At 69.2% G+C, this 25,858-nt stretch carries 17 protein-coding genes and 2 tRNA genes; 8 read left to right on the top strand and 11 right to left on the bottom strand.

Annotated elements, in window-relative coordinates; translation table 11 throughout:
- The first annotated feature begins 92 nt into the window (after window positions 1-92).
- Together D7V88_RS07850 and D7V88_RS07855 are read left to right on the top strand one after the other, a co-directional pair.
- Window positions 93-1,949: a hypothetical protein gene (locus D7V88_RS07850; RefSeq protein WP_120539983.1), complete on the top strand. Its 1,857-nt coding sequence runs from the start codon at window positions 93-95 to the stop codon at window positions 1,947-1,949.
- 68 nt (window positions 1,950-2,017) lie between these two features.
- Window positions 2,018-3,139: a heparan-alpha-glucosaminide N-acetyltransferase domain-containing protein gene (locus tag D7V88_RS07855; protein WP_120539984.1), complete on the top strand. Its 1,122-nt coding sequence runs from the start codon at window positions 2,018-2,020 to the stop codon at window positions 3,137-3,139.
- Here the strand turns inward: D7V88_RS07855 and D7V88_RS07860 are convergent.
- Entirely contained in the window at window positions 3,099-3,587 is a 489-nt protein-coding gene (locus D7V88_RS07860) for a VOC family protein (protein WP_120539985.1), read from the bottom strand. The two genes, D7V88_RS07855 and D7V88_RS07860, sit on opposite strands and share 41 nt — an antisense overlap.
- A 141-nt stretch (window positions 3,588-3,728) precedes the next feature.
- Here D7V88_RS07860 and D7V88_RS07865 point away from each other — a divergent pair, with 141 nt between their 5' ends.
- On the top strand, window positions 3,729-5,558 hold the full coding sequence (locus D7V88_RS07865) for a vWA domain-containing protein (protein ID WP_120539986.1): 1,830 nt from the start codon (window positions 3,729-3,731) through the stop codon (window positions 5,556-5,558).
- A gap of 93 nt (window positions 5,559-5,651) precedes the next feature.
- Here the strand turns inward: D7V88_RS07865 and D7V88_RS07870 are convergent, their stop codons facing one another.
- On the bottom strand, window positions 5,652-6,260 hold the full coding sequence (locus tag D7V88_RS07870; protein ID WP_120539987.1) for a hypothetical protein: 609 nt from the start codon (window positions 6,258-6,260) through the stop codon (window positions 5,652-5,654).
- 118 nt (window positions 6,261-6,378) lie between these two features.
- Here D7V88_RS07870 and D7V88_RS07875 point away from each other — a divergent pair, with 118 nt between their 5' ends.
- Complete coding sequence (locus D7V88_RS07875) at window positions 6,379-7,074, top strand: expansin EXLX1 family cellulose-binding protein (RefSeq protein WP_208726174.1); 696 nt, start codon at window positions 6,379-6,381, stop codon at window positions 7,072-7,074.
- A 30-nt stretch (window positions 7,075-7,104) separates the two neighbouring features.
- On the opposite strand, the gene D7V88_RS07880 is transcribed toward D7V88_RS07875, so the two are convergent.
- The 4 genes from D7V88_RS07880 to D7V88_RS07895 form a co-directional block, all read right to left on the bottom strand.
- On the bottom strand, window positions 7,105-7,701 hold the full coding sequence (locus D7V88_RS07880) for a hypothetical protein (RefSeq protein ID WP_120539989.1): 597 nt from the start codon (window positions 7,699-7,701) through the stop codon (window positions 7,105-7,107).
- Between the two features lie 132 nt (window positions 7,702-7,833).
- Window positions 7,834-13,365, bottom strand: coding sequence for a DNA repair ATPase (locus D7V88_RS07885; protein WP_120539990.1), 5,532 nt, complete (start codon window positions 13,363-13,365; stop codon window positions 7,834-7,836).
- A gap of 57 nt (window positions 13,366-13,422) precedes the next feature.
- A complete protein-coding gene (locus D7V88_RS07890; protein WP_120539991.1) occupies window positions 13,423-15,582 on the bottom strand; it encodes an SPFH domain-containing protein in 2,160 nt (719 codons plus the stop codon).
- 114 nt (window positions 15,583-15,696) lie between these two features.
- Window positions 15,697-16,542, bottom strand: a complete 846-nt coding sequence (locus D7V88_RS07895) for a hypothetical protein (RefSeq protein ID WP_120539992.1) — start codon at window positions 16,540-16,542, stop codon at window positions 15,697-15,699.
- Between the two features lie 207 nt (window positions 16,543-16,749).
- Between D7V88_RS07895 and D7V88_RS07900 the strand changes: the two genes are divergently transcribed.
- The 4 genes from D7V88_RS07900 to D7V88_RS07915 all read left to right on the top strand — a co-directional run bounded on the left by D7V88_RS07900 (window position 16,750) and on the right by D7V88_RS07915 (window position 20,125).
- Window positions 16,750-17,865 (top strand): DNA topoisomerase IB, encoded by a 1,116-nt coding sequence (locus tag D7V88_RS07900; protein WP_244238045.1) that lies wholly within the window; start codon window positions 16,750-16,752, stop codon window positions 17,863-17,865.
- A gap of 98 nt (window positions 17,866-17,963) precedes the next feature.
- A complete protein-coding gene (locus D7V88_RS07905) occupies window positions 17,964-18,698 on the top strand; it encodes a 2OG-Fe(II) oxygenase (RefSeq protein WP_120539993.1) in 735 nt (244 codons plus the stop codon).
- 122 nt (window positions 18,699-18,820) lie between these two features.
- Window positions 18,821-19,021: a hypothetical protein gene (locus tag D7V88_RS07910; RefSeq protein WP_120539994.1), complete on the top strand. Its 201-nt coding sequence runs from the start codon at window positions 18,821-18,823 to the stop codon at window positions 19,019-19,021.
- Between the two features lie 36 nt (window positions 19,022-19,057).
- Complete coding sequence (locus tag D7V88_RS07915; RefSeq protein ID WP_120539995.1) at window positions 19,058-20,125, top strand: patatin-like phospholipase family protein; 1,068 nt, start codon at window positions 19,058-19,060, stop codon at window positions 20,123-20,125.
- Window positions 20,126-20,129: 4 nt separating this feature from the next.
- On the opposite strand, the gene D7V88_RS07920 is transcribed toward D7V88_RS07915, so the two are convergent.
- The 5 genes from D7V88_RS07920 to murJ all read right to left on the bottom strand — a co-directional run.
- Window positions 20,130-21,344: an esterase/lipase family protein gene (locus D7V88_RS07920; protein WP_120539996.1), complete on the bottom strand. Its 1,215-nt coding sequence runs from the start codon at window positions 21,342-21,344 to the stop codon at window positions 20,130-20,132.
- 264 nt (window positions 21,345-21,608) lie between these two features.
- Window positions 21,609-21,682, bottom strand: a tRNA-Met gene (locus tag D7V88_RS07925).
- An 81-nt stretch (window positions 21,683-21,763) separates the two neighbouring features.
- Window positions 21,764-21,837: transfer RNA gene (locus D7V88_RS07930), tRNA-Met, on the bottom strand.
- 102 nt (window positions 21,838-21,939) lie between these two features.
- Window positions 21,940-23,955: a S1 RNA-binding domain-containing protein gene (locus tag D7V88_RS07935; RefSeq protein ID WP_120539997.1), complete on the bottom strand. Its 2,016-nt coding sequence runs from the start codon at window positions 23,953-23,955 to the stop codon at window positions 21,940-21,942.
- Window positions 23,956-24,182: 227 nt separating this feature from the next.
- Window positions 24,183-25,858, bottom strand: a 1,676-nt coding sequence (gene murJ, locus D7V88_RS07940; RefSeq protein ID WP_372241073.1) for a murein biosynthesis integral membrane protein MurJ, incomplete at its 5' end; no start/stop codon positions are given.

A 25,858-nucleotide genomic window follows, 5' to 3' on the forward strand; every position in this document is an offset into this window, starting at 1 on the left:
TCCAGGCGGTATGCCCGGAGACCTGCCGACCAGGGGTGCGAAGTGGGCCGCGCCGGAAGGGGACAGGGGGGGCGAAGCGTACTAGCGCTTCCATGACCAACCCCATTCGACGCGCCCTCGCGGCGCTGCTGACGCTGACGTGTGTCGGGGCGCTTCCGGCCCTGGCCGCCACGGGTGTGCAGGGCCCCGTGCCGTCCGCCTTCCAGAACCGACTGATGGTGGGCCTCTTCGAGGAGGCCGGCCAGAACTGGATGCGCGACAGCAACGTCCCCTGGGACACGCGCTATCGCTACTTCACCAAGGGCTGGGCGGACAACTGGGGCTATGGCGCCCACGACGGAGCCTGGGCCGCCAGCTTCTTCACGGAGACGAAGGCGCAGGGCTACGTCCCCGTCGTCACCTACTACCAGCTCTTCGGTGAGCCGGGCGGCGGCGAGCAGGAGACGCTGGCGAAGCTGAAGAACGCCAGCACCATGCGCAACTACTTCGAGGACGTGAAGCTGCTCCTCCAGCGCGCGAAGACCTTCGGTGGTCCCGTCTTCGTGCACGTGGAGCCGGACGCCGTCGGCTTCCTCCAGTTCCAGACGAACTCCAACCCCAACACCTACGCGGCCATCGCCGCCTCCGGGATGCCGGAGCTCGCGGGCGTGCCCAACACCGTCGCGGGCTGGAGCCTGGCGTTCCTCCAGTTGCGCAAGACAGTGGGCGCGAACAACGTCGTGCTCGGCCTGCACATCTCCGCGTGGGCCAGCGGCAAGGACATCGCGTTCAACTCGCTCACCGACCCGCTCCAGCCGGAGGTGGACAAGGTCGTCGCGTTCATCAACCCGGCGGGGCTCGCGTCCAACGTCACAGGCTCCACCTACGACGTGCTCGTGGGGGATCCACTGGACCGCGACGCGGACTTCTACCGGCTCACGCAGGGCGCGGACCACACCTGGGACATGAGCGACACGGCGTCCCTCACGTCCCGCTCCTACAACCGCTATGCGGAGTGGCTGCGACTCTTCAACCAGACCACCGGCAAGCGCTGGGTGCTGTGGCAGATTCCGCTGGGCAACTCCAACCACCTCAACGTCAACAACAGCGGCGGCGCGCGCCAGGGCTACAAGGACAACCGCACCGAGTACTTCTTCGGAACGAGCGGCGACGCGCACCGGCGCAAGTTCGCCAACGTGGGCGTCGTCGCCTTGATGTACGGCGCGGGCGCGGGCGGCCAGAGCTCCTACCAGAATGACATCGCCACCGACGGGCAGCCCTACCTGAAGAAGCGCGCGGGCGCGTTCCTCCAGGCCGGTGGCCTCTCCCTCCCCGCGGCCGGCACCACCCTGCCGCCCCCGGGAGGCGGTTCAACCGACGCGGGCACGCCCCCCACCGATGGCGGCATGGACGCTGGCACCGATGGCGGCACCCAGTCGGATGGTGGCACGACGGACGGCGGCACCCAGCCGGATGGAGGCACGACGGACGGCGGCACCGGAACGTCCGACGCGGGCTCGCCGGCCGACCCCTCGAAGTATGGCTTCGAGTCCAGCACGCAGGGATGGAGCGCGACCGGCGCGGCCCTGTCCGCCGTCAGCACCAGCACCACGCAGGCCTACGCGGGCACCCGTTCGCTGGCGGTGACCTTCAATGGCACGTCTGGCAAGGGCACCGTGGCCGTGGCCAACGCGGCCGTGCCGGCGGGCAGGACGGTGACGTTCCGTTTCTGGCTCCCCACCGGCAGCAAGCTTGTCGGCGTGCAGCCCTATGCCCTGGAAGGCGCCGCCGCGAACTGGCGCTGGACGGGCACCTGGTACGCCGTGGGCAGCCTCAAGGCGGGCGCGTGGAACGCCATCACGGTGAAGCTGCCGTCGGGGTCCACCACACCCCTGTACCAGTTGGGCGTGGAGTTCCAGACGAGCGGAAGCTGGAAGGGCACGGCGTACGTCGACGCCGTCACCTGGTAGCGCCCTGAGAAGGCCGGTCCCGCGGGTGCGTGCAACCGCCCGCGGGACCGACATAGGGTAGCGGCGCCTTGAGCACCCTGCCCCTTCCGACCCCCGCCTCCCGCGAGCGCGTGCGCGCCATCGACTGGCTGCGCGGAATCTCCGTCCTCTTCATGATCCAGTGCCACGCGCTCGCGCTGCTCACCCCCGAGCTTCGCAAGAGCGTGTGGACCGGCTGGCTGCTGAAGCTCGACGGGCTGGTGGCCCCCGCGTTCATCTTCTCCGCCGGGTTCGCGCTCTCGCTCCTCATGGTGCGCAGCGCCGCGGGCGGCGTGCTGGGCGACCGCGTGCGCCGCAACCTCCGCCGCATCGCGGAGGTGTTCGCCGTCGCCGCGCTGGTCAACGCCGCGTGGTTCCCCGTGCTGAAGGAGCCCGTGTGGCTCTTGCGCCTGGACATCCTCCACTGCGTGGGCCTGTGCCTGCTGCTCACCCTGCCCCTGGCGGCGCTGCTGGCCCCGCGTCCACGCGTGCTGGCGGCCACGGCGTTCGTGCTGGCGATGGTCGCGTTCGCGCTCGCGCCCTTCACCGACAGCGCCGGCGAACCGTGGGCGTCGTTCCTGCGCAAGTCCTCCTGGTCCCCCTTCCCCCTGCTGCCGTGGATCGGCTTCGCGTGGCTGGGCGCCTTCTCTGGCACCATCGCGGGCGCGTGGGGCCGCGCGGGACTGGCCCGGGCCCTGGTGTTGCTCGTCGCGCTAGGGTTCGCCGGGACGGTGATGCCGCACCTGCTCAGCAGCCTCTATCCCCCGCACCGCTTCTACGTCACCAACCCGTCCAACTCCGCCACCCGCTTCATGTGGGTCTGCGCGGTGCTGCTCGGGCTCTTGTGGGTGGAGGGCCGGATGGCGCCGGACGCGAAGCCCTCGCGGGCCCGGCGCTTCCTGGAGGTGTTCGGGACCGCGTCGCTGTCCGCGTACTTCTTCCACGAGATGCTGCTGTTCTACCGGACGTTTGGTTTCTCGTTCCAACGCTTCTGGGGCGACCGCAGCGGGTGGCTCCAGTACGCGGGCCTGCTCGTGCTGCTCATCGCGTGCACGTACCTGCTGTGCCTCGCGGTGGATCCAGCGGAGCGCGCGCTCAAGAAGGGCTTCGCGCGCGTCCGCCAGCTTGTGCTCAGTGGCCCGTGGATGCGGCCTGTTCGAAGGCGCGGATGACGTCCGGCGGGGCCTGCACCAGTTCGATGAGCACACCCTCGCCGCTCAGCGGGAACTGATCGCTGGCCTTCGGGTGGATGAAGCACACGTCGAAGCCCGCCGCGCCCTTGCGGATGCCGCCGGGCGTAAAGCGCATGCCCTGCCCCTCCAGCCACTTCACCGCCGTGGCCAGGTCGTCCACCCACAGCCCCACGTGGTTGAGCGCCGGGTCGTGCACTTTCGGACGGCCGTCGGGATTGACGGGCTGCATCAGGTCCACCTCGACCTTGAAGGGGCCCGCGCCCGCCACGACGATGTCTTCGTCCACGTTCTCCCGTTCGCTGCGGTAGGTGCCATGGGCCTGGAGGCCCAGGGTGTCCACCCACAGCCTGCGCAGGGCGCCCTTGTCGAGCCCCCCGATGGCGATCTGCTGGATGCCCAGAATCCTGAACGGTCGTGTCGTCTCCATGGGCGGGCACCGTCGCAAATGGGATTTCCCCACGCAAGGGCGGCCCACGCCCGGCGCCGGGAAAAATTCACCGGATAAACCCATTCCGGACGTCGGTCGTTTTGAAGGGCACGCCTTCTTCTTCCAGTCCGGGAGCCCTCAATGTCCGCCTTCTTCTCCAAGCGCCGCGTGTCCTTCCTCAGTGGTGCCCTGCTCTCCGCCAGCCTCGTGGCCGCGTGCTCCACCTCGCAGGCTCCCGCGGGGCAGAACGGGCTGACCCAGTACGAACCGCGCCCGTCCCGCGCCAACTACGCGCCCAGGGATGACGCCCCCGCCCCCACGACGCCCGCTCCCATGGAGCACGAGTCCGACGAAATCGCCCAAGCACTCTCCGCCCCGCCGCCCCCTGAGAGCGCCGCGCCGGAACCCATGCGCCGTGCTCAGCCGGCCCAGCAGCAGGCGATGGGCAAGATCATGGCGCCCGCCAAGCCGATGCCGTCCGGAGCGGCCGGGCTGGGCATCTCGGGCGTCGGCGCCGGGGGCGGAGGAGCGATGGCGGTTGCACCCGCCCCCATGGTGGAGAAGTCCAAGAAGGAGATGCAGGCGGAGGACAAGTCGCTGGCCGAGCCCGGCAACACCTTCGAGGCCTACAAGCCCAACGCCTTCACCGAGACGACGAAGGACGCGCTGTCCACCTTCGCGGCGGACGTGGACACGGCCTCCTACTCCATGGCGCGGCGCTACCTGCAGAACGGGCAGCTTCCCCCCACCCACGCGGTGCGCGTGGAGGAGTTCGTCAACTACTTCAAGTACCGCTACACCCCGCCGGAAGAAGGCGCCTTCACGGTGCACCTGGAGGGCGCGCCGTCGCCCTTCAACGCGCGGCGCCACTTCGTGCGCGTGGGCGTGCAGGGCAAGGTCGTCTCCCGCTCGCAGCGCAAGCCCGCGCACCTGGTGTTCCTGGTGGACACCAGCGGCTCCATGGCGTCGTCGGACAAGCTGCCGCTGGCGCTGGAGTCCATCAAGGTCGCGGTGAAGAACCTCAATGAGAACGACACCGTGGCGCTCGTCACCTACGCGGGGTCCACGAAGGACGTGCTGGCGCCCACGCCGGCCACGGACGTGAAGAAGATCCACGCGGCGCTGGACACGCTGGCCGCGGGCGGCGGCACGGCCATGGGCTCCGGCATGGAGACGGCCTACAAGCACGCGGTGAAGAAGGCGTCCGGCAGCGTGGTGTCCCGCGTGGTGGTGCTCACCGACGGGGATGCCAACATCGGCCCCAACCTGAGCGCCAAGGACATGCTCGCCAGCGTGCAGAAGTACGTGTCCGAAGGCGTGACGCTCACCACCGTGGGCTTCGGCATGGGCAACTACCACGACTCGCTGATGGAGCAGTTGGCCGACAAGGGCAACGGCAACAGCTTCTACGTGGACAGCATGAAGGAGGCGCGCAAGGTGTTCGAGACGCAGCTCACCGGCACGCTGGAAGTCATCGCCAAGGACGTGAAGTTCCAGGTGGAGTTCAACCCGAAGGCCGTCAACCGCTACCGCCTGATGGGCTACGAGAACCGCGACATCGCGGACAAGGACTTCCGCGACGACAAGGTGGACGCGGGTGAGATTGGCGCGGGCCACACCGTGACGGCGCTGTACGAGGTGGAGCTGACGGGCGAGTCGCAGGAGCTGGCCACGGTGCGCATCCGCGCCAAGGCGCCCAACGGCACGGAAGCCAAGGAGCAGGCCTTCCCGCTCACGAACGCCAACATGAAGGCGTCCCTGGAGGCCGCGTCGTCCGACTTCCGCTTCGCCGCCGCCGTCGCCGCCACCGCGGACATCCTCCGCGCCGCGCCCGCCGCCGAGGGCTGGAGCCTGGCCACCGCGCAGAAGCTCGCGGAGAGCGCCGTGGGCAGCGACAGCGAGCGCACCGAGTTCGTGAAGCTGATTGGCCAGGCCCGCGCCCTCACCAGCGCGTCCGCCCGCGGCCGGTAATCCCCGGGGAGACAACCAGGGTCATGCAGCAAGGGGGTCCCCGCCCGTCACCGGAATGCCCCGGTGACGGGCGGGGTCTTTTTCAGCGGTGGCTCAGTTGAAGGCGTAGAGGTTGGGCGGCGTGGTGCTGGTGAAGAAGTTCGTGAACGTGGCGCTGTAGTGGATGCCGCTCACGCCGTTGATGGTGCCGGACATGTTGCCCACCACATTCACCGTCGTGCCGTTGGTCTGGATGGACGGGTTGCCGGTGGTGATCTGCCCGTAGGGATAGTCCGCCTGGATGTCGGCGTCGCGCACCACGGCCAGCGTCGCGGGATCCACGTGCTTGAGGCCCAGCCGGATCGGCGACGAACCGCTGAAGGTCCCCTTGAAGACGAACGCCGGCACCAGCCCCAGCGCGTTGCCCCGCATCTCCAGCTTGGGCTCGTAGCCGTTGGAGGTCCCGAGCACCACCGACTGACCGGCCGTGTAGGGGCACCCCGTGCCCCCGTTGCGCGTCAGGGTGATGTTCCAACTGGGCGGCGCGGTGGTGACCTGCGTCGCATTGAGCGTGAAGCTGCACCCCTGCGACGTCGCCGTCGAAGGGAAGATGAAGGCCGCCTCCTGCTGCGCCAGGTGCTCCTCCTCCACCCGCTCCGGCCCGCCACAGGCGGACACCACGAGAGCTGAACCCAGACACACCGCGCGCGTGAACTTGTTCATTGGCAAAACACCTCTGCACTTCGGGGAAGGGTTTGCATCCTAGCAAACACAATCACCGTCGCCAGGGGCAGGCGGATGTCTGCCCTTGACGCAGGGCAGCGCGTGTATGCTGGCCGGTATGAACCGACCGTCCTTCTGGAATCCTTCGCTGTTGGTGGCCGTGGTCTCGTTCGCCTGTGGAGGCTGTGGCGATTCCGCCTCCGGAGGCGGCGTGACGCTGGGCGAGGAGCAGAAGGGGATCGCGACCTACTACGACGCCAACGGAAGCGGCAATTGCAGCTACGACAAGGGCGGCGACCTGATGGTGGCGGCGATGAACGCCGACCAGTACGACAACAGCGCCGCCTGCGGCCAGTGCGTGGACATCGTCGGCCCCAAGGGGAACCTGCGCGTGCGCATCGTGGACCAGTGCCCCGACTGCGAGAAGGGCCACCTGGACCTGAGCAGCGAAGCCTTCGAGAAGATCGCGGAGATGAAGGACGGCCGGGTGGACATCACCTGGACGCCGGTGTCCTGCGACGTCGCCGGCCCCCTGAAGTACCACTTCAAGGAAGGCAGCAACCCGTGGTGGACCGCCATCCAGGTGCGCAACCACCGGCTGCCCATCAAGAAGCTGGAGTGGAAGCGCGGCGGTGACTGGAAGAGCCTGCGGCGCGAGAGCTACAACTACTTCGTCACCGACGATGGCGTGGGCGAAGGCAGCTTCCAACTGCGCGTCACCGCCAGCGACGGCCAGCAGCTCACCGACACGCTGGACAAGGTGCTGGACGACGAGTCCGTGGACGGGGCGGAGCAGTTCGCGCCCCAGAAGTAGGCACGCCCCACCCGCCCTGTCCGTCCCGGATCAGAACGTCGCGATGGACGGGGACGTGGTGCTCGTGAAGAAGTCCGGGTAGGTGGCGACGTAGTTGCTGCCGCTGCCCGTCTGCCCGGACAGCGTGCCGCTCTTGGTGCCCGACACCGTCAGCGTCGTCCCGTCCGCAGCGATGGACAGGTTGCCGGAGTTGACGTTGCCCTGGCCCAGGAAGATGGACAGGCCCGTGGAGCGGACGGTGGCCAGGGTGTCCGGAGCCAGGTGCTTGAGCCCCAGGGACCGGGGCGCGCTGCCGCTGACGCTCGTCTTGTAGGTGTAACCCACCGCCACGCCCAGGTCGTTGGCGGCCAGCGACAGCGTGGGCGCCGTGCCGGTGGATGAGCCCACCACGACGCTGCCCGCCCCGAAGGCACACGTGACGTCCGCCGCGCGGGAGACCGTCACGTCATAGATGGGAGGCAGGGTGCCCGGCCGCGCCGCGTACGACACGGTGAAGGTGCACCCCTGGGAGGTCCCCGTCACCAGGGCCGCCTCCTGGGTGGCGAGCTCATCCTCCCCCTCCAGGCCACCGCACGCCGTGAGGGCCAGGACCGCGCAAAGAGCGACGACAGGCTTCAGCTTCCACATGGCATTGCACTCCCGTGTTGGAGACAGTGCCCTGTCCTAGCGAAGCCAAGCCCAGACATGAAAGTCTTTTCGGCAATCATTGGCACCCGAGCGCCATGGGTGGGGTAACACCCATGGCGTTCGAAGCCCGCGCTAACGCCGCAGCATGCCGCGCAGCAGCTCCAGCGCTTCGGTGATGCCCTGCCAGACCTGGAGGGCCTTGATGCCCTCCCCTTCGCCCTGCACGTTGCGGCGGGCGGCGCGCTCCAGCGGCAGGAGCGCCCCTTCCACCAGCTCAATCTGCCGGCTGAGCTCCGCCGGAGACGGACCGCTCGCCGCGCGCTGGAGCGACTCCGCCGCGGACGGCGTCGGCATGGACACGGACACCGGCCGGTCCGCCAGGGCGGTGATGGCGTGGGAGAGCTGCGCCAGGTACGGCCCGAAGTCGGGGGCCGGCGCGGCCAGCGGCACATTGCGCAGGGTGGGCGCCTCGGATGCGGTCGCCACGCGTTCCGTGAGGGCCTTGAGCAACTGGGCCAGGTGCTTGAGGTACGGCGCCAGGTCCGTCGCCGGAGCGGCCGGGGCCACGACAGGCGCCGGCAGGGGCGGCGGCTTCGCGGCCGTCTCACGACCGACGCGGGCCACCTCCAGGACAGCTTCGCGCAGGGCCTCCAGGTGCGGGGCCACCTCCACCATGGGGTCCACGTCCGGAGCGCTGCCCGCTTGAGCTGCGGCCTGGACCACGGCGTCGCGCACCGCGCCCAACTGCTCCTCGATGGCGCCCAGTTGGCCGGTGACGCGCGCGACGGGGTCGTCCTCCTTGCCCCCCATGCGTTTCACGCGGGCGAAGCCCTGCTTGATCTCCTCCCAGCGCTTCGCCTTCTCCGGCGTCAGGCGCCCACGCATCTCCGCCAGCTTGAGCAGGTTCTGCTCCGCGGCGGTGGTGAGCGTCTGGGATTCACCCTGGTAGTGGTCGTCGATGCGGCGCTCCAGCTCGTCGTCCGTCATCGCGGAGACGACCTTCTCCGCCATCTTGCCCATGTTGCGGTAGCTGCCCTGCAACTTGAACGGCGGCTCCGTGCGGAAGCGCTCGTCCTGCGCGGCGGAGGCGATGTACTGGAGGTTCACCTTGAGCAGCACCTGCTGCACCCGGAACAGCCGCTGGAGGACAGCGATGATCTCCTGGAGCTCCGCCGCCGCGTAGCCGTGCTTCAGCTCGCCGGAAGGGACTTCCTCCCCCTTCGCCATCCGGATGAGGCGGTGCACGTCCTGCGGGTCGCGCGTGGCCAGCGGCGCCAGCACCGGGTTGGAGGTGAGCGCGTTCTCCAGGTAGCTGAGCGCGAACAGCTCTTCCTTGCCATCCAGGATGTCGCCCAGGTTGTACGTGTCCGCGCGGTTGGCGAGCATGTCCGGGATGCGGAAGCGCTCACCCGTCTCCGTGTACGGGTTGCCCGCCATCACCACGCAGAACTTCTTGCCGCGCAGATCGTACGTGCGCGTCTGGCCATTCCAGACGCCCTCCACGCGGCGCTGGCCGTCGCACAGGGAGATGAACTTCTGGAGCAGCTCCGGATCCGTGTGCTGGATGTCGTCGAGGTAGAGCATCACGTTGTTGCCCATCTCGAAAGACAGGTTGATGCGCTCCACCTCCTGCCGCGACGTGGCGTTGGGCGCCTCCGCCGGATCCAACGACTTCACCGAGTGGCCCAGCGCGGGACCGTTCACCTTCACGAAGGTGAGGCCCAGGCGGCTGGCCACGTACTCCATCAGCGTCGTCTTGCCGTAGCCCGGAGGCGACATGAGCAGCAGCATGCCCATGCGGTCCGTGCGCTTGCCCTCGCCCGCCGCGCCCAACTGCTTGGCCAGGTTGGCGCCGATGAGCGGCAGGTACACCTCGTCGATGAGCCGGTTGCGCACGAAGCTCGTGAGCACCTTGGGCGTCAGCTCCTCCAGCCGCAGCTTGCGCCGCTCCTTGTCCAGCAGGTCGCGCAGGTACGCGCGGTAGGCCGTGTACGCGGGCACGCGCACCTGACGGAACTCGCCCAGCCGGGACAGGAACTCATCCAGGCGCAGCGGCAGCTTGCGGTCCTGCACGCGCGGGTGGCTGCCCAGCAGGCCCGTGGCCTCCGAGGACGTGATGGCGCCCGCCGTCTCGCGGTCCAGCTTGCGCTCGGTGATGAGCACCACCGCCGTCTCCAGCGAAACGTAGGCCGCGTCGCCCGCGCCCCCCTCGCGCTTCGCGAGGAACGCGTCCACCCAGGCCCGCGCGATGCGCAGGCGCTCCGGCAGGTTCTTCTCCAGGCCGCGCAGGTCCTCGTCGAACGCGGTGCGCGAACCGTGCCGGTCCAGGTGCGCGAGGAAGGCCTCCTGCACCGCCAGCGCCTCGCGGCTGGTGGTGAAGCGGGGGTTCGCCACCGCCAGCTCCTCCACGAGGTAGCGGCCCGCCTGACGTCCTTCCGCGGGCGACGCCGCGAGCCCGTGCCCCTTGAGGAACGCGAGCACCTGCTCACCCAGCTCATCGCCCAGCGCCACCAGGTCCGACGACGTATCGAACGCCTGGCGCAGCCGCGCGAGGCTCTGCGCGCGACGGTGGAACACGCCCCGGAGCGTGTCGTCCGTGTCGAACGCCCAGTAGAGCGCGGCCCAGGCGCGGGGCACCGGGGCGAAGCGCAAGAGGCCCGCGCCCTGGTGCAGCGCGAGCAGCTTCTCCAGGAGGCTCACCGCGTCCGCGTCGTGCACGCCGCGCTCGTAGCCCTCATCGAAGCGGTCCGCCGAGTACGCCCGGACGCGCTCCAGCAGGGTGCCCTGCGCGCCGGCCTCGTACAGCGCCGCGAGCGTCAGTCCGCCCCTGCCCTCCTCCGCGTCCATCAGCAGGGCCGCGGCCAGGTACTCCGCGCGGTAGACGTCGCGCGTCTCGGAGACGAGGTGCTGCTCCCACAGCTCCCGGTACTTGAGCAGCTCCGGGTCCTCCAGCTTCTGCGTGTAGTCGGAGCCGGTGAGCTGGAGGTACAGCGCGCCGTCGCGCGGCACCAGCGTCAGGTCCAGGGGCTGGGTGTTGACGTGGAAGCGGTAGGGCCCCAGCTTGATGAGCCCCTCGCCGCCCTCGAACAGGTCCTGCCGGTCGCGCAGCGCGCGCAGGGCGTCCTGCTTCGAGGACTTCACCCGCGACATCACCTCGTCCGAGCGCACGCTGTCCTGCAGCGCCAGGAGCTGCTCGGCCAACTGCCGCAGCTTGAGGATCATCGCGTCGGACGCGAAGTAGGCGTTGAGCTCGTCGTCCGCCTTGAACGCCTTCGCCCGGCGCTGCACGCCCTGGAGGATGCGCTCCGCGGCGCTGAAGAGGCCGGACGCGCGGCGCTGGCGCTCGTCCACCAGCGACTGCTTGCGCGCGCCGAAGGCCTCCAGCAGCTCCTCGCGCTTCTGGGTGATCTGCCCCAAGAACTCGTCGAACTCGCCGAAGCGGCCCTCCAGCTCCTCCAGCATCACCGTGAGCCGCGACAGCGCCTCGTCGCACTTCTCCGGCGCATCCGACTGGGACAGCGCGTTCTCGATGCTCTGGCCTAGCAGCTTGAACTGCGCGCCGAACTCCGCGCGCTTCTCCCGGCTGCTCAGCTCCTTGCGCCGCGCCTGGAGTCCCGCGCGCACGCGGTTCAGGCGGCTGAACAGTTCGGAGATGCCCTCCAGGATGCGGGCGCGCGCCAGTGGGTCGCCCACCTGGAGGCCACCCACGACCTCGCCCAGCACCTCCAGGCCCTGGCCGGTGCGCTCCACGTCCTCCACCAGCGGCGCCAGCTCCGCCGTCGTGGTGACAGGCTCCAGCCGCTCCAGCAGGCCGTCCAGCCGGGTGGCCAGCGGTTGGAGGGCCTCGCCCTTCTGGAGGAAGTCCACACACGCGGTGCTGACGGCGTCGGACGCGGCCACCACCGCCTGCTCCAGGGCGTCCACGCGCCCCAGGTCCATGTAGCGGATGTCCTTCAGGGTGATGAGGTGCCCGCGGTGCCGGCGCAGGTCCGCCAGCGCCCGCATGAAGCCCTCCGCGTCCGTGAGCCCCTCCGGCTGCGACTGGAGCAGGAGCGTGTCCTGCGCCGTCACCGCCTGCGCGAGCGCCTCCTCCGCGCGCTTGCGCATCGCGAGGACCTTCTCGAACTCATCGATGATGAGCTCGGAGGTGCGCCGCAGGAGTTCAATGGGCGCCTGGAGCCCGACCTCCGCGTGGTTCAGCCAGTAGTACGCGTCCAGCGCCCGCGTGGCCGCGGACACCAGGTCCTCATAGGTGCGGCGGGTGGGCTTGTCCGTCTTCGCCACGCGCGGCAGCGTCAGCGCATCGCTGATGCCGCGCACCAGCTCCGCGTTGCCCACCTTGCCCAGGTAGCCCGGCGCGGGGGGAAGCTGCGCCGCGTGCTCGTCGGAGACGAACGGCGTCTGCCACACCTGCATGGGGTGCACGCGCGTGGGCTCCTGCGACGTGGCGCGGAACACCACCAGCCCGCCGTCCGCGAAGATGCTCATGCCGTTGGCCAGCAGCGGCGTCTGCACCTCCTTGCGCACCAGGTTGTACGGGAACAGCACGTAGCTGCCCTCGTCCCGGCGGTGGAAGACGTAGAGCACGTCCTCCCCGTTGGGCGAGCGCACCGCGTGGTGGAACTCCATCTGCTCCGACGCGCCGTCGAAGACCTTGTAGTCGCCCGTCTGGAGGTAGTAGCCGCCCGGGAAGACGATGCCCTGGTCCTCCGGCAGCCGCACGCAGGACTGCCCGATGGCGTCGATGCGCACCACGTGCTGGGTGCGCGCGTTGAAGACGAGGTAGCGGTGCGCCTTCTCCCGGAACGGGAGCACGCGCAGCAGGATGAGGCCGCCCACCTGCGTCCAGGCGAACTCCGCGTCGTCCAGCGACTGATCCGGGTCGTCCACCGGCTCGCTGTAGATGCCCAGGCCCGTGGAGGTGTTGTCCTCCACCTTGATGGTGAGGTCGCCCTTCACCGTCTCCACGAACACCTGATCCAACACGTTGACGTGCGGGTGCTGGCCCAGCACGTACTGCTCGCGCGTGGCCACCGTCCACTCGAAGTCGTGCGACGCCGGATAGACGTGGTCGCGCTCGCCCTGGTTGTCGACGTAGGTGGCGCGGCCCTCCACGTCCACGTTGAAGCGGAAGACCTTGAGGTCGCGCGCGGACTGGCCCGTCTGGAACACCGCCAGCAGGCGCGAATCCCGCCGGCGCAACTGCAACAGCTTCGCGTCCTTGTAGTACTTGTACAGCTCTCCGAAGTCCTTCACGAACCGGGGGTCCGCGAGGAAGCCGCCGGCCTCCGTGGGAGGCACGGCGGACAAGTCGAAGCCCTCGGCCGTCTTCTCGAAGCGGTGCAGCGAGAAGACGTCCGAGACGACCGTCTCCTTCTTCAGGCCGATGAAGACGTTGTAGCCGAAGAGGAGGTACTTCCCGACGCTGACGATGTCGCGCGGGACGCAGTTGTTCTCCGTGCGCACCCGCTCGTTGCCGATGACGGTGAGTTCCGTGCCACCGAACAGCGCCTTGCGCCGCCCGTTGAGGTCGTTCGCCTGGGTCGCCAGCGCGTCCGCCTGGGAGTGGAGGCGCGCACGGATGACCTCGTAGCTGCCGCCCTCCAGCGTCGCCTCGCCCCCGGGCACAGGGGTGCCCGGGGTCTTGCCGCTGTCAGTTGCCATGGATGTTCACCGAAAAGGGATGCGGTTCGCGGATGCGCCGGAGGACGACCCCTGCGCCTAGCCCTGCTTCTCGAGGAGGGCCGAGGCCTCCGTCTGCACGAGCGCCTTGATGCCGGCGGCGGTGGAGGCGGTGGGGCTGATGGACATCCGGTTGAGCAGCGCGGCGACAGCCAGGTTCTGCGCGTCGTTGCTGAGGCCCGGCTTGGAGAGGATCTCCTTCAGGTCCGCCGGCAGGTCCTTCTCACCGTTCAGGTAGCCGCCGAGCGTCTTCTTCAGGGTCTCGCTGTGGTCCAGCGCGCCGTCCACCGAGTTGCCGAAGGACACGGCCTTGATGAAGTTCTCGAAGAACTTCCCGTCGCCGCCGACGATCTGGAACTTCGCGTTGCCGAAGGCCTGACCCAGCACCTGGGCCTGCGCCTGGGCGATGTCCTTGCGCACGTTGATGGCCGCCAGCTCCACGTCGCGCTCCTTGTTGAGGCGCAGGCGGTACTCCTCGTGCTCGCGACCCACGCCGTCCAGGGCCTTCATCGCGGTGGCCTTCTCCGACAGGCCCCGCGCCTCGGCCATCAGCTTCTCCTGGATGGCCGCGGCCTCGGCGAGCAGCTTCTCGCGCATGGCGAACGCCTCGGCCTCGCCGCGCTTGTGGATGGCGCCGGCTTCCGCTTCCTGCACGCGGGCGTGGGCCATGCCCTTCTCCTCCAGACCGGAGGCCTCGGCGAGCAGCTTCTCGCGCGTGGCGGAGGCCTGCGCCTGGCCCTGCTTCTGGATGACGGAGGCCTCGGCCTCCTTCACACGCACCTGCGCCATGCCCAGCTTCTCCGTGGCGACGGCGTCGGCTTCACGCACACGCACACTGGCGAGGCCCGCGGCGGCGGCCTCGGCCTGGATGCCTTCGGCCAGCCGGATCTTCGCCTTGGCCGACTTGTCCGCGGCCTCCAGGTCCGCCTCCGCCAGGGTCAGCTTCTCCTTGGCGAGGAAGACAGCGATCTTCGCGCTCGCGTCCGCGGCCTGGATGTCCTTGACGGACGCCTCTTCCGCGTGGCCCTGGGCGGCGATGATGAGCGCGTCCTTGTTGCGCTTGGCCTCCGACGTCACGCGCAGGTCCTTGATGTTCTCCTCTTCCTGGGCGACGGTCTTCTCCACCGCGATGCGGGCGCGCACCACGTCGGCGATGGCCTTCTTCTCGCCTTCGAGCGCCTTCTCCTTGGAGATGCGCTGCAGCTCCGTCTCGCGCTCGCGGTTGATGGCTTCCAGGGCGCGGTCCTTCTCCACGCGCTCGGTCTCCACGCCCACCACGCGCTCGCGGTTCTTCTGCGCCACCTGCACCTGGCGCGTCTTGTTCTCCTCGTTGATGGCGATCTCTTCTTCCGCCTTGATGCGCGCGAGCTGCGCCTTGGCGAACTCCTCGCTCTTCACGCGGTCGGCCTCGGCCGTCTCACGCGCCTGGATGCTGTCGATCTCCCGGCGCTGCTTGGCGGACGCCTCTTCGCGCTGACGCTGCAGGGCGAAGATGGCCTCGTCGGCTTCCACGTCGCGCTTCGTCACGGCCATGCGCTCGGACTGGCGCAGCTCGTTGGTGAAGACGTTCTGCTCGGTGGTGAGCTGGGTGATCTTCCGGATGCCCTGGGCGTCCAGGATGTTGTCCTTGTCGAGCATCTCCACCGGGGTCTGCTCGAGGAAGTCGATGGCGCAGTCCTCCAGCATGTAGCCGTTGAGGTCGCGGCCGATGGTGCCGACCACCTTGTCCTTGATCTCATCGCGCTTGGTGTAGAGCTCCTCGAAATCGAAGCTCTTGCCGACCGTCTTGAGGGCTTCGGAGAACTTGGCCTCGAAGAGGTTCTCCAGCGTCTCCTGATCACTGGCGCGCACACAGCCGATGGACTGGGCGACCTTGAGCACGTCCTCGCGGGTCTTGTTCACGCGCACGAAGAAGGTGACCTTGATGTCCGCCCGGATGTTGTCCTGGCAGATGAGGCCTTCCTTGCCACGGCGATCGATTTCGACCGTCTTCAGCGAGATGTCCATCACCTCCGCCCGGTGGACGATGGGGAGGACGACGGCGCCGGTGAACGTCACCGTGGGCTCCGTCTTCATCGTGTTGACGATGAGCACCTTGCCCTGATCCACCTGGCGGTAGAACTTCGCCACGCTGACGAAGATGCCGAAGAGGATGATGATGCCGCCGCCGATGATTGCTGCCAGGCTGATGGGATCCATGGCCTTCCTGTAAGTCGATTGGGCGGGCCTTGTTCCAAGCACTCGGGGTCCCCCGCGAAAGCCACCCGGTGCCGATTGTCGCGCCCGTCCGGAAGGCCCGGAGGACGCCAATGTTCATCGCTGCGAGCGGGCCCTCGCGACAGCCGCTGCCTTGAGCGGATCGCGAAGCTGCTCCATTTCCTGGGGCAGGAGCCAGTCCACCGGCTCCACCTCGTACACGCCGCGCTCGGCATCGTAGCCGAGGATCAACGCCGGCTCACCGCGCCGGAGCTGGTTGGGCTTTTCACAGACGACGTTGAGGATGAGGCCCGCGGCCCCGTCGTTGAAGGTCGCGTGGCCGTCGCGCGCCGTCACGCTGCCACTGGAGATGTTGCACACGCGGCCCATCAGGGCCTCGCGGCCCGGGGCGCGCTTGGCGATGAAGATGGGCCGCAGGGGGCGCACCGCGAGTCCGGCCACCACCGTACCCACCGCGAAGCAGCCCAGGCCCAGGCCGGTGCTGATGAGCCACGAGGGCAGCATGGAGAGCGCGCCGTGCGCCATCTGGCCGGTCAGCAGCGACAGCGACCAGGACAGGAAGACCACCAGGCTCACGGACACCGTGAGGGGGATGCCGCCGAAGCCCAGCGCCGCGAGCAATCCGGTGGCGGCCTCCGCGTCGTGCAGGTGCGAGTGCCCGGCGTGGCCATGCCCCGCGACGGCCTTCGCGCCGCCCTCCAGCAGCCCCGAGGTGGCCTTCGCCCCGCCCTCGAACGCGCCACTCACCGCCTTGGCGCCGCCCTCGAACGCGCCGCCCACCGCCTTGGCGCCGCTCTCCAGGTCGAAGTGGGCATCGCCGTCCAGCATGTCGATGCCCGCCGCGCCGATGATCACGCAGAGCCAATAGGCCAGCACCACCCCGAGCAGGGCGGTGAAGATCGCGGTCGGAAACGCCACCAGGGCGTCGAGGAAGGTCGTCATGCCTCGGAAAAAACGTTGGAGTTTGGAGTCGCAAGGGAGTGTAAGCGACTGCACCCCCATCCGAAAATGCCACCCAGGGCTTTTCGACCTGCCTGAAGGGCATGCAGCCAGGGGGCGGTCGGGATTGCCGGCCCGCAGCAGGCTGCGCACTACAGGGTGAGCCCGAGCCTCCAGGCGTCCTGGACCTCCGGCCCCTGGATGGTCGCGATGCGCTCCAACCTCGCAGTCTTGGAAACAGAGCGGAACCGTCGTGCCTCTCAAGGCCTGACGCAGTTGGAGCTCCTGCGCCGTGAGGGGCTGCGCCGGGTGGGGACGATGAAGCAGGGCTTCCGCTACGTGGACGCGAACGGCCGCGCGGTGTCCCAGAAGGAGCGCGAGCGCATCGAGGCGTTGAAGCTGCCGCCCGCGTGGACGGAGGTGGCCATCGCGACGAAGGCGTCCGCGCGGCTCCAGGCGGTGGGGCGGGATGGCGCGGGCCGCTGGCAGTACCGCTACAGCGAGGCGCATACGCAGCGCCAGCAGTCGGTGAAGTTCCAGCGCATCGTGGGCTTCGCGAAGGCGCTGCCGAAGATGCGGCGGCAGGTGAACGTGGATCTGCGCAAGCGGGGGCTGAGCCGGGACCGGGTGCTCGCGGGGATGCTGCGCATCCTGGGCACGTGCTTCATCCGCCCGGGCAGCCAGCGCTACGCGGAGGAGCACGGCAGCTTCGGGCTCGCCACGTTGAGGGCGCGCCACGTGAAGGTGACGGGCGACAAGGTGGTGTTCGACTACCCGGGCAAGTCGGGCGTGCGCCAGCACCGGGAGCTCAAGGATCGGCGCGTGGCCACGCTCGTGCGGCAGTTGCTCAAGGTGCGCGGGCGCGACGTGTTCAAGTTCGTGCTGGATGACGGCGCGGTGGTGGACGTGCGGCGCCGGCACATCAACGAATACATCCAGCAGGTGATGGGGCCTGGCTACAGCGCGAAGGACTTCCGCACCTGGGCCGGCACGCTCATCTGTGCGTGCGCGCTCGCCCGGGCCCGCGCTCACGTGAAGCGTGAAGGCGACACGGGGCTCGTGAAGAAGCACGTCATCAAGAAGAGCATGGTGGCCGCGGTCCGCGAGGCGTCCGAACACCTGGGCAACACGCCCGCAGTGGCCCGAGCGTCGTACATCTACCCGTCGGTGCTCGCCCTCTTCGAGCGCGGCCAGGTGGTGGATCGCTACTTCAAGTCCGTGGACGAGCTGGCGGCGCACGCGGGCGGAGGCATGCACTGTTCGGAGAAGGCGCTGCTCCACATGCTGGGACGGTCGAAGGAGTTCGTGAAGCAGGGGGCCCTGTAGCGGCGGGGAGCGGGCTCCGAAGCCGGGGCCCGCCCGGAAGGGAGGCGACCCGGAAGTGGCCATTCTCGTGGACCCGGGAAGGCGTTAGCGTTCCGCCCGTGCCCGAGTACGTCACCCACCGCGACGCCCTGCCCCGCGCCGAACTGGAGTCCCTGGGCGACGCCCTGCTCGGCTCACGCTTCGTCGCGCGCAGTCCGCTGATGGGCACCTTCCGCGCGAGCCGGGGCTTCTCGTTCATCTTCACGCAGGCCGGCCGCGCGACGCTGGAAGAGCGCTTCCCGTTCCTGTCCGCGTACCTGCGCTGCATCCTCGATGGCGACAGCGCCCGGGAGCTGGCGCCGCGGAAGCGGTGGCGCTGGTTCGGCACCCGCGACTCCGGGCTCCGTCCCAATGCCTTCTACCTGAACCTGTTGCTGCTGGACGCGGGGACGCCCGTGGGACGCCACATCGACGCGACGTTGCAGGAGCCCAGTGGCCTGCGGCACGCGACGCCCGCGCACGTGAGCGTGCTCTACCTGCGCGTGCCCCCCGAAGCACGAGGCGGAGCGCTGCGACTGTTTCGCGACAACGAGCCCCAGGGTGACGTGGCGCCCGAGCCGGGCATGCTGGTCCACTTCCGGGGCGACCTCGCGCACGAGGTGCAACCCTTTACGGGGGGCACGGAGGGCGCACTGCGGGCAAGCCTCGTGTGTGAGCAGTACGCGTTCACGAACAGGGTCCTCGCGCGCATCCCCGAGTTCCGCATCCAGTCCAAGGCGGGCTTCTCCGCCTACCTGTCGGCCCAGCGGGAGCGCGAAGGGGCCTCCCCTTCCGTGGGGACGTTGGAGGAGTGAGGGGGCGCGGCGGGCCCGGAGCCCCGTCCTGGGGGCATCCAAGCATTCGAGCAGGGCTCCGCTTGCGCCCGCCATGGGCCGTAACGACTGTTCCTGTTCACCCCTTGCGAGGGAGCACGGACATGGCTGGAAAGAAGCTGCAGGAGGGCTACGGCGGCACCAGCGAGCAGCGCCAGCGTCACCTCGAGAACGACAACTTTTCCGAACGCGCACCCCGGAGTCCGGAGGAACTGGAAGAGGTCCGCAGTGAACCGGAAGAAGACGGCCACCGGGTGGTGACGCTCAACCCGCTGGAGTCAGAGCCGCCTGACGGGAAGCAATAGTCCCCGGGCCCGGGCCTGCTAGGTTCCGCGCCCGCGATGAGCCAAAGCCTCACCCTGCTGGCCGGTCCCGACGCCTTGCGCATCCTTCGTGAACGCGGGCTGCGCGCGGAGGACGTGGACATCCTTCCCGGTGCTTCGGGGGGACCGAAGTGGTTGGCTCTGGAAGGCATCGACCGGGTGCTGTTTGGAGAACTCCTCCAGCAGCCGCGCACCCGGCCCCTGCATCTCATTGGCAGCTCCATCGGGAGCTGGCGGCTGGCGTGCTTGGCGCAGAAGGATCCGGTGGCCGCGCTGAAGCGGTTCGCGGACGCCTATCTGGATCAGCGCTATCCACCCAAGCCCCCGCCGTCGCTCGTCAGTCAGACGAGCGCCCAGGTCCTTGAAGGGCTCCTGGGTCCAGACGGTGCGGAGGAGATCCTCACGCACCCGTGGGCCAGGCTCCATGTGGTGACGACACGGTGCAAGGGATTGCTGGCCGTGGAGCAGGCAGGGGCACAGCTCGCGGGCTTCGTGCTCGGGGCCCTGGCGAACGCGGTGAGCCGCCGGACGCTCGGGCTCCAGATGCAGCGCGTGTTGTTCCACACGGCGGGAGACACCAGTCCGTTCGCGGGGCTCAAGGACCTGCCGTCCATCCACTGCGCGCTGACACGCGACAACCTGCGCCCTGCCCTGCTGGCCTCCGGCTCCATCCCCCTGGTGATCGCGGGGGTCCATGACATCCCTGGGGCGCCTTCGGGGACGTACCGGGATGGAGGCGTCGTCGACTACCACCTGGACGTGGACTACGGCGCGGGCGACGGGCTGGTGCTCTACCCGCACTTCTATCCGTACGTGGTGCCCGGCTGGTTCGACAAGTCACTGAAGTGGCGCCGCGCGGGGCCGCTCAACTTCCGTCGTGCGCTGATCATCGCGCCCTCGCCCGCGCACCTGGAGCGACTGCCCGACAAGCGCATCCCCGACCGCGTCGACTTCACCCGGATGAAGGACGATGAGCGCATCCGCGCATGGAAGCAGGTGCTGACGGAAGGCGAGCGCATGGGTGATGAGCTGCGCGAGCTCATCGCCAGCGGTCGCATCGCGGATCACGTCCAGCCGCTGGTGTAGGCGCTCAGGACGACAGCCACGTGCGGAGCGTGTCGTAGACCTCCGGGTGGTTGAGCAGGTCCAGGTGGTTCGCGCGCAGGATGATCCGCTGATTCGCTTCGGGGAACCGCAGCGTCAGCTCCGGCTGGAGGTGCCGCCCGAGCGCACTGGCCACCGGAACCAGCCCGTCGCCGGGAAGCCGCTCCGCCCAAGCCTGCGCGGAGGTCGCGGCGATCGCGTAGCAGTCCACCCCGTCGGGCAGGGCGAGCTTGCGACGGACATCACCGCCCCATCCGAAGCGCTCCCGCCCTTCCCAGTGTTCGTCCAGCACGTTGCCGAAGCGCAAGTCCGTGACACCCGCCCCCCGGATCCGCCCGAGCCGCGCGAACGGCGCGCTGTAGGGACTGATGCCGAGCAGCACATCGATCCAGCTCCCACCGCGCTCCAGCGGCGAGCCATGGTGCGGGGTGCCAAGACAGACGAGCTTGCGCAGCCGGTGCCGCCAGCCATGCCCCCGCGCTTCCGCGTCAAGGCACGCACTCCGCGACACAAGGCCCCCCATGCTGTGGCCGACGAGCGTCAGCTCCTCCAGCGGCACGGGCCACGCGGCCACGAGCTGCTCCAGCAACTCCGAGAACGCTCGGCCGTTGCGGGAGACGTGCAGCCCGCTGTTGTAGTGGAGGTAGAGCGGCGTGTACCCGAGGTCCCGCGCCAGCGCCGCGCCATGGTCGTGCCCGAGCCGGTTCCACTGCAGATCGTTCATCGACGAGCCGTGCACCAACACGATCACCCGACTCCCGGCTCCCGGAAGCGCGGCACGCAAGGCGGCGGGCTCCAGGGACAGCGGCTGCCCATGGATCCGGAACGCCATCGGGATGGCGAGCGGATTGCCCCCCTCGTCGAGCGCATCCCCCAGCACCCCATTCAGCGCGGCGACCACCGCCTCTCGCTGCGGCCCGGGAAGGCTGTCCCCCAGCCAGGGAGCAAGCTGCGCGAGGACCGCGTCGAGGCCCGCGCCGACCTGCTGCGTGACGCCCTCAAGCGTCCCGTAGACCAGCCCCGTCAGGGCGCGCACGGGCCGCGACAGGGGACTGCCAAGAATCGCGGGGCCACTGGCGATGGTGCAGTGCATCTCCCGCACGATTCCAATCACACCCTGGGTGGCCTGCACCGCGAGCCGGCTGGCACCGCGCAAGGCATCCGCGTTCTTCAGCGCACCGCGAAGGGACTGGCTCGTCATGGCTTCACACCCCACGGAATACGGGCCCGCAACAACCTACCCGACCGTAACCTACCGGTGAGTAGGTCGCACGTCAATGCGGGCCCCGGCGTGCAAGCGCCCACAAGCGGACGCATGGCCGTGCCCACGGAGGTTCGCGGATCAGCGAGGTGAAGGAAGCGCGGCCAGGAACCTGGAGGCTCACCGGCAAGCGGGCGCACGCATGAAACCCAGACGCTGAAAACAGAAAGGGCCCCAGTCTTTCGACTGGGGCCCTTTCCAGAGTTGCGGGGGCAGGATTTGAACCTGCGACCTTCGGGTTATGAGCCCGACGAGCTACCAGGCTGCTCCACCCCGCGTCACCGTGCTGCGCTTTTGCTTCTGAGACTGAACACCAGGGGTCTGGTCTTTCATTTCAACCAGACCCCTGGCTTTTCAAGTTGCGGGGGCAGGATTTGAACCTGCGACCTTCGGGTTATGAGCCCGACGAGCTACCAGGCTGCTCCACCCCGCGGCGAGAACGAGAGGGTAAGTACATCCGCCTCTCGCGACCGTCAACTCTATTCTCGGCGCCCCTCCGCATTGTCGCGAGGGAGCGCCGAGAGCGAGTGACGCACTACTTGCCCATCTTGCTCAGCAGATCCGCGAAGGTGCCGAAACCCTTCTTGCCCGAGCCCACCGGCTTCTGCGTCTTCTGCCACGCCTCGACCTCGGCGCGCTCCTCGGCGCGGATGGCGCCAGGGATGGACAGGCGGATCTTCCCGGCGGGATCCATGTCGATGATCGCCACCTTCAGTTCCTGCCCGATGGAGAAGTGCTTGCGCATGTCCGTGCCGCGGTCGGTGCCCGTCTCGCTGGCCGGGATGAGACCCTTGCCGCCCGGGAACGCGAGGAACACGCCGTAGGGCTCCAGCCGATCCACCTTGCCGGTGACGACGTCGCCCACCTTGGGACGCGGCGCCGCGGCCTGCGCGGGTTTGGCTTCCGAAGCGGCCTTCGCCGGACGCTCCTCGGGAGGACGCTGCGCCTCCTCCTCGGAGATGCGACGCAGGCCGATGCGCTTGTCGTTGGGGTCGATCTTCTCGATGGACACCCAGATGACTTCGCCTTCCTTCACCGCGTCACGCGGGTGCGCGATGCGACGGTCGCTCAGCGCGGAGATGTGCACGAGGCCATCCACGCCCGGGCGCAGCTCCACGAACGCACCGAACGGCTGCAGCCGGACGACCTTGCCCTGCAGGCGGTCGCCTTCGTGCAGCTCCTCCAGCGCCTTCTTGAACGGATCCTCCTGGCTGGAGCGAAGCGAGAGCGTGATGCGCTCCTTCTGCTTCGCCTTGTCGGAGGAGTTCGGCTGGCCCTCCTCCATGCGGAGGATCTCCACCTCCACGTCGTCGCCCTGCTTCACGACCTCGCTGGGGTGACCCACGCGCGTGTAGGAAAGCTCGGAGACGGGGATCATGCCCTCGACGCCGCCCAGGTCCACGAACACGCCGAAGTCGCGCACGCCGGAGACCTTGCCCTTGACCGTCTTGCCCACGGCCAGGTTCTTGCGCGTCTCCGTCGCCAGTTTGCGCTGCTCGTCTTCCAGCAGCGACCGGCGCGACAGCACCACGTTGCGGTCCCGGACCTCGGTGACGCGGAACTGGAGCTTCTCGCCAATGAACTGATCCGGCTTCTCCACGAAGCGGATGTCCAACTGGCTGATGGGGCAGAAGGCGCGCATGTCGCCGATGGCGACTTCCACGCCGCCCTTGTTCACGCTGAGCACCATGCCCTCGACAGGCATGCCGGAGGCACGCGCCTCGGCCAGCATCGCCATGGACGCGTTGCCCTTGGCGAGCGCGCGGCTGAGCAGGATGCCGCGGGCACCCATCTCCACCACGTGCGCGTCCAGGCGGTCACCCACGCCGAAGCGCAGGATGCCCTCGTCGTCCTTGAGCTCGCGCAGCTCGATCATCGCCTCGGACTTGCCGGAGCCGTCCAGCGACACGAACGCGGTGTCCGCGCCCAACTGGAAGATGGTGCCGGAGACCTTCTCGCCCAGGCGCACGCCGCGCCGGCCGGGAGCCCCGCCGTCCTTGACCTGCGCCTCGAACATGTCGGCGAAGGACTCGGACTCCTGGACCTCCTCGTAGAGGGGGCTGGAGGGCGTCGGAGCCACCGGACGCGGCGTCGGGGTGGGCGTCGGCGTGGCCGCGGAGGCCTGCGCTTCAGCACCCGTCTGCTCCGCCGTCGCGGTCGCGTCGGTGGGCTTGTCACCCTCCAGCGCGCGCGTCTCAATGGAGCCGGAGGCCCGCTTCACGACCACCATGGGACCGGACGGACGGCGCTCACCGCCGCCACCTCCCCGTCCCGCACCGCCGCCGCCACCACCGCCGGGGCGTCCACCACGAGGTGCACCCGCATCGCCGCCCTGGGGACGAGGCTGCGGCGACTGTGCATCGCGCGCCCCACGCTCCCGTCCCGGACCGCGCTGCTCGTCACGGCCTCCGCCGCCACGGCCACCGCCGCGCTCGTTGCCCTGGCCCCCCGAAGGGATGCCCAGCATCACGTCGCCAAACGTGGCCTTCGGCTTCTTGGGACCGAAACCGCCAGGACCGCCCGAATTACCGCCGCTCTTCTCGTCGCTCACTGCCGAGACCTTCCGTTGACGATTTCGACCCCGGACTCCCGTGAAGTCAGGGCCTTTTGAAAAAGGCGGCGCACATTACACGTGCGCCATGTCGGGAGGAAGCCGCATACCGACCTCCCCCTCACAATCGGCCTCCTATCGCAACCGAAAGGGGCCTGTCCTGCATTCCGTTGGCTTTCCCAAGCATCGCCTGGAGGGCTGCCGTCCCACCGGGCGCCGCGCCGCGTCTAGCGGATGATTCTCAGCCTCCGTCCCACCTTGCGGAAGACGGCGCTCGCCTCGGGGACGCCCAGCGCGGCGGACACCGCGAAGTAGACGAGTCCAAAGGGAACCGCCACCGCCACCAGCCCCACGACGGGGTGAAGGTGCGGCGGCACGAGCACCGTGCCTCCCCACTGCGCGTCCACCCCGGGCATGGGGCCCAGGAGGGAGGTCAGGCCCTGTTTGACGCCCAGCGCCACGAGCCCGCCCACGGCCGCAGCGGCCCACAACCGGCCCAGCAGCCCCCCGGGCAGGCCCACCGGCCCCACGCGCTGCTTCAGCTTGCGGCGCAGGAGCGTGGTCTCCACCCAGGCCACGATGCCGCTCGACAGGGTGAGGAAGGCCGCGCCGAGCTCCCGGGGCAGGCCCAGCCGCTCCGGCAGCCACAGCGCCAGGAAGTACGCCTTCACGGTGCCCAGGCTCACGCGCACCACGGCGTAGCGCAGGGGCGTCTTCGGATCCTTCAGCGCGTAGAAGGCGGAGGCGTAGAGGCGGCCCACGGTGGAGGCCACCAGCCCCACCGCCGCGCCCATCAGCAGGTACCAGAGGTAGCGCGAGTCCGCCGCGCCGAAGCGGCCCGTCTGGAGCAGCGCGCCGCTCACGAGGTCGCCCAGGAAGAGCAGCGCCGCCGCGGACGGCACCACCCAGAAGGCGATCCGCCGCGAGCCCGCGTCGATGCGGCTTCTCAGCTTCGCGTGCGCGTCCGCCTCCCCTTCCCCCGTGGCTCGCGCCATCTCCGGAAGTTCAGCGGCCGACACCGCCATGCCGAAGAGGCTCACCGGGATGAGGTAGATGGTCTGCGCGTAGAGGAGCGAGGACAGCGCGCGGCTGGAGATGAGGGATGCGAACGCGGTGTCCACCCAGGCGCTGAACTGCACCACGCCGCGCCCCAGCACCACCGGGCCGAAGTTCTTCAGCACCTGGCGCACGGAGGCGCTCGCCAGGGACAGCGCCGGACGGAAGCGCCCCAGCAGGCGCAACACCGTGGGCACCTGCACCGCGAACTGGAGGAAGCTGCCCGCCACCACGCCGTAGGCCAGCCACTCCGTCAGCGCCTCTTCCGCGACGCGGCCCCCTTGCGTGTACCGGCCGCCCACCGCCAGCAGCGTGGCGATGATGACGACGTTCCACACCACGGGCGCCAGGTACGACAGGAGGAAGCGCCGGTGGCTGTTGAGGATGCCCAGGCACCACGCGCTCAGCACCAGGAAGCCCGTGCCGGGGAACAGGATGCGGACCAGCCGCACCGCCAGGTCGCGATCGCCTCCCTCGAAGCCCGGGGCGATGAGGTCCACGAACAGGGGGGTGGCGAGCATGCCCAGCGCCACCATCACGCAGGTCGCCAGCGCCAGCAGGCCGAACACCGCGCCCGCCACCCGGTCCGACTCCTCGGCGTCCTTCTTGCCCAGCAACTGGGCGTACACCGGGATGAAGGAGCCCGACAGGACGCCTTCTCCGAAGAGGTTCTGCAGGAAGTTGGGGATGCGAAGCGCGGCCTTGAAGACGGCGGCGGCGTCCGCGTTGCCCAGGTAGTGCGCGAAGACCCGCTCCCGCACGAGCCCCATCAGCCTCGATGCCAGGATGCCGATGCCCACCAGCATCGCGCCCCGCCCTCCCGGACGCTCGGGGGTGGCTGGAGGGG

The sequence above is a fragment of the Corallococcus terminator genome, assembly GCF_003611635.1.
Lineage (GTDB): Bacteria > Myxococcota > Myxococcia > Myxococcales > Myxococcaceae > Corallococcus > Corallococcus terminator.

What these genes read in the sequence shown, in the direction of transcription:
- D7V88_RS07850 (WP_120539983.1), top strand. Translation starts at nt 93, where the DNA reads ATGACCAACCCCATTCGACGCGCCCTCGCGGCGCTGCTGACGCTGACG.
- D7V88_RS07915 (WP_120539995.1), top strand. Translation starts at nt 19,058, where the DNA reads ATGAGCCAAAGCCTCACCCTGCTGGCCGGTCCCGACGCCTTGCGCATC.
- D7V88_RS07870 (WP_120539987.1), bottom strand. Translation starts at nt 6,260, where the DNA reads ATGAACAAGTTCACGCGCGCGGTGTGTCTGGGTTCAGCTCTCGTGGTG.
- D7V88_RS07875 (WP_208726174.1), top strand. Translation starts at nt 6,379, where the DNA reads ATGAACCGACCGTCCTTCTGGAATCCTTCGCTGTTGGTGGCCGTGGTC.
- D7V88_RS07865 (WP_120539986.1), top strand. Translation starts at nt 3,729, where the DNA reads ATGTCCGCCTTCTTCTCCAAGCGCCGCGTGTCCTTCCTCAGTGGTGCC.
- D7V88_RS07885 (WP_120539990.1), bottom strand. Translation starts at nt 13,365, where the DNA reads ATGGCAACTGACAGCGGCAAGACCCCGGGCACCCCTGTGCCCGGGGGC.
- D7V88_RS07900 (WP_244238045.1), top strand. Translation starts at nt 16,750, where the DNA reads ATGCGCTCCAACCTCGCAGTCTTGGAAACAGAGCGGAACCGTCGTGCC.
- D7V88_RS07880 (WP_120539989.1), bottom strand. Translation starts at nt 7,701, where the DNA reads ATGTGGAAGCTGAAGCCTGTCGTCGCTCTTTGCGCGGTCCTGGCCCTC.
- D7V88_RS07910 (WP_120539994.1), top strand. Translation starts at nt 18,821, where the DNA reads ATGGCTGGAAAGAAGCTGCAGGAGGGCTACGGCGGCACCAGCGAGCAG.
- D7V88_RS07895 (WP_120539992.1), bottom strand. Translation starts at nt 16,542, where the DNA reads ATGACGACCTTCCTCGACGCCCTGGTGGCGTTTCCGACCGCGATCTTC.
- D7V88_RS07920 (WP_120539996.1), bottom strand. Translation starts at nt 21,344, where the DNA reads ATGACGAGCCAGTCCCTTCGCGGTGCGCTGAAGAACGCGGATGCCTTG.
- D7V88_RS07860 (WP_120539985.1), bottom strand. Translation starts at nt 3,587, where the DNA reads ATGGAGACGACACGACCGTTCAGGATTCTGGGCATCCAGCAGATCGCC.
- D7V88_RS07890 (WP_120539991.1), bottom strand. Translation starts at nt 15,582, where the DNA reads ATGGATCCCATCAGCCTGGCAGCAATCATCGGCGGCGGCATCATCATC.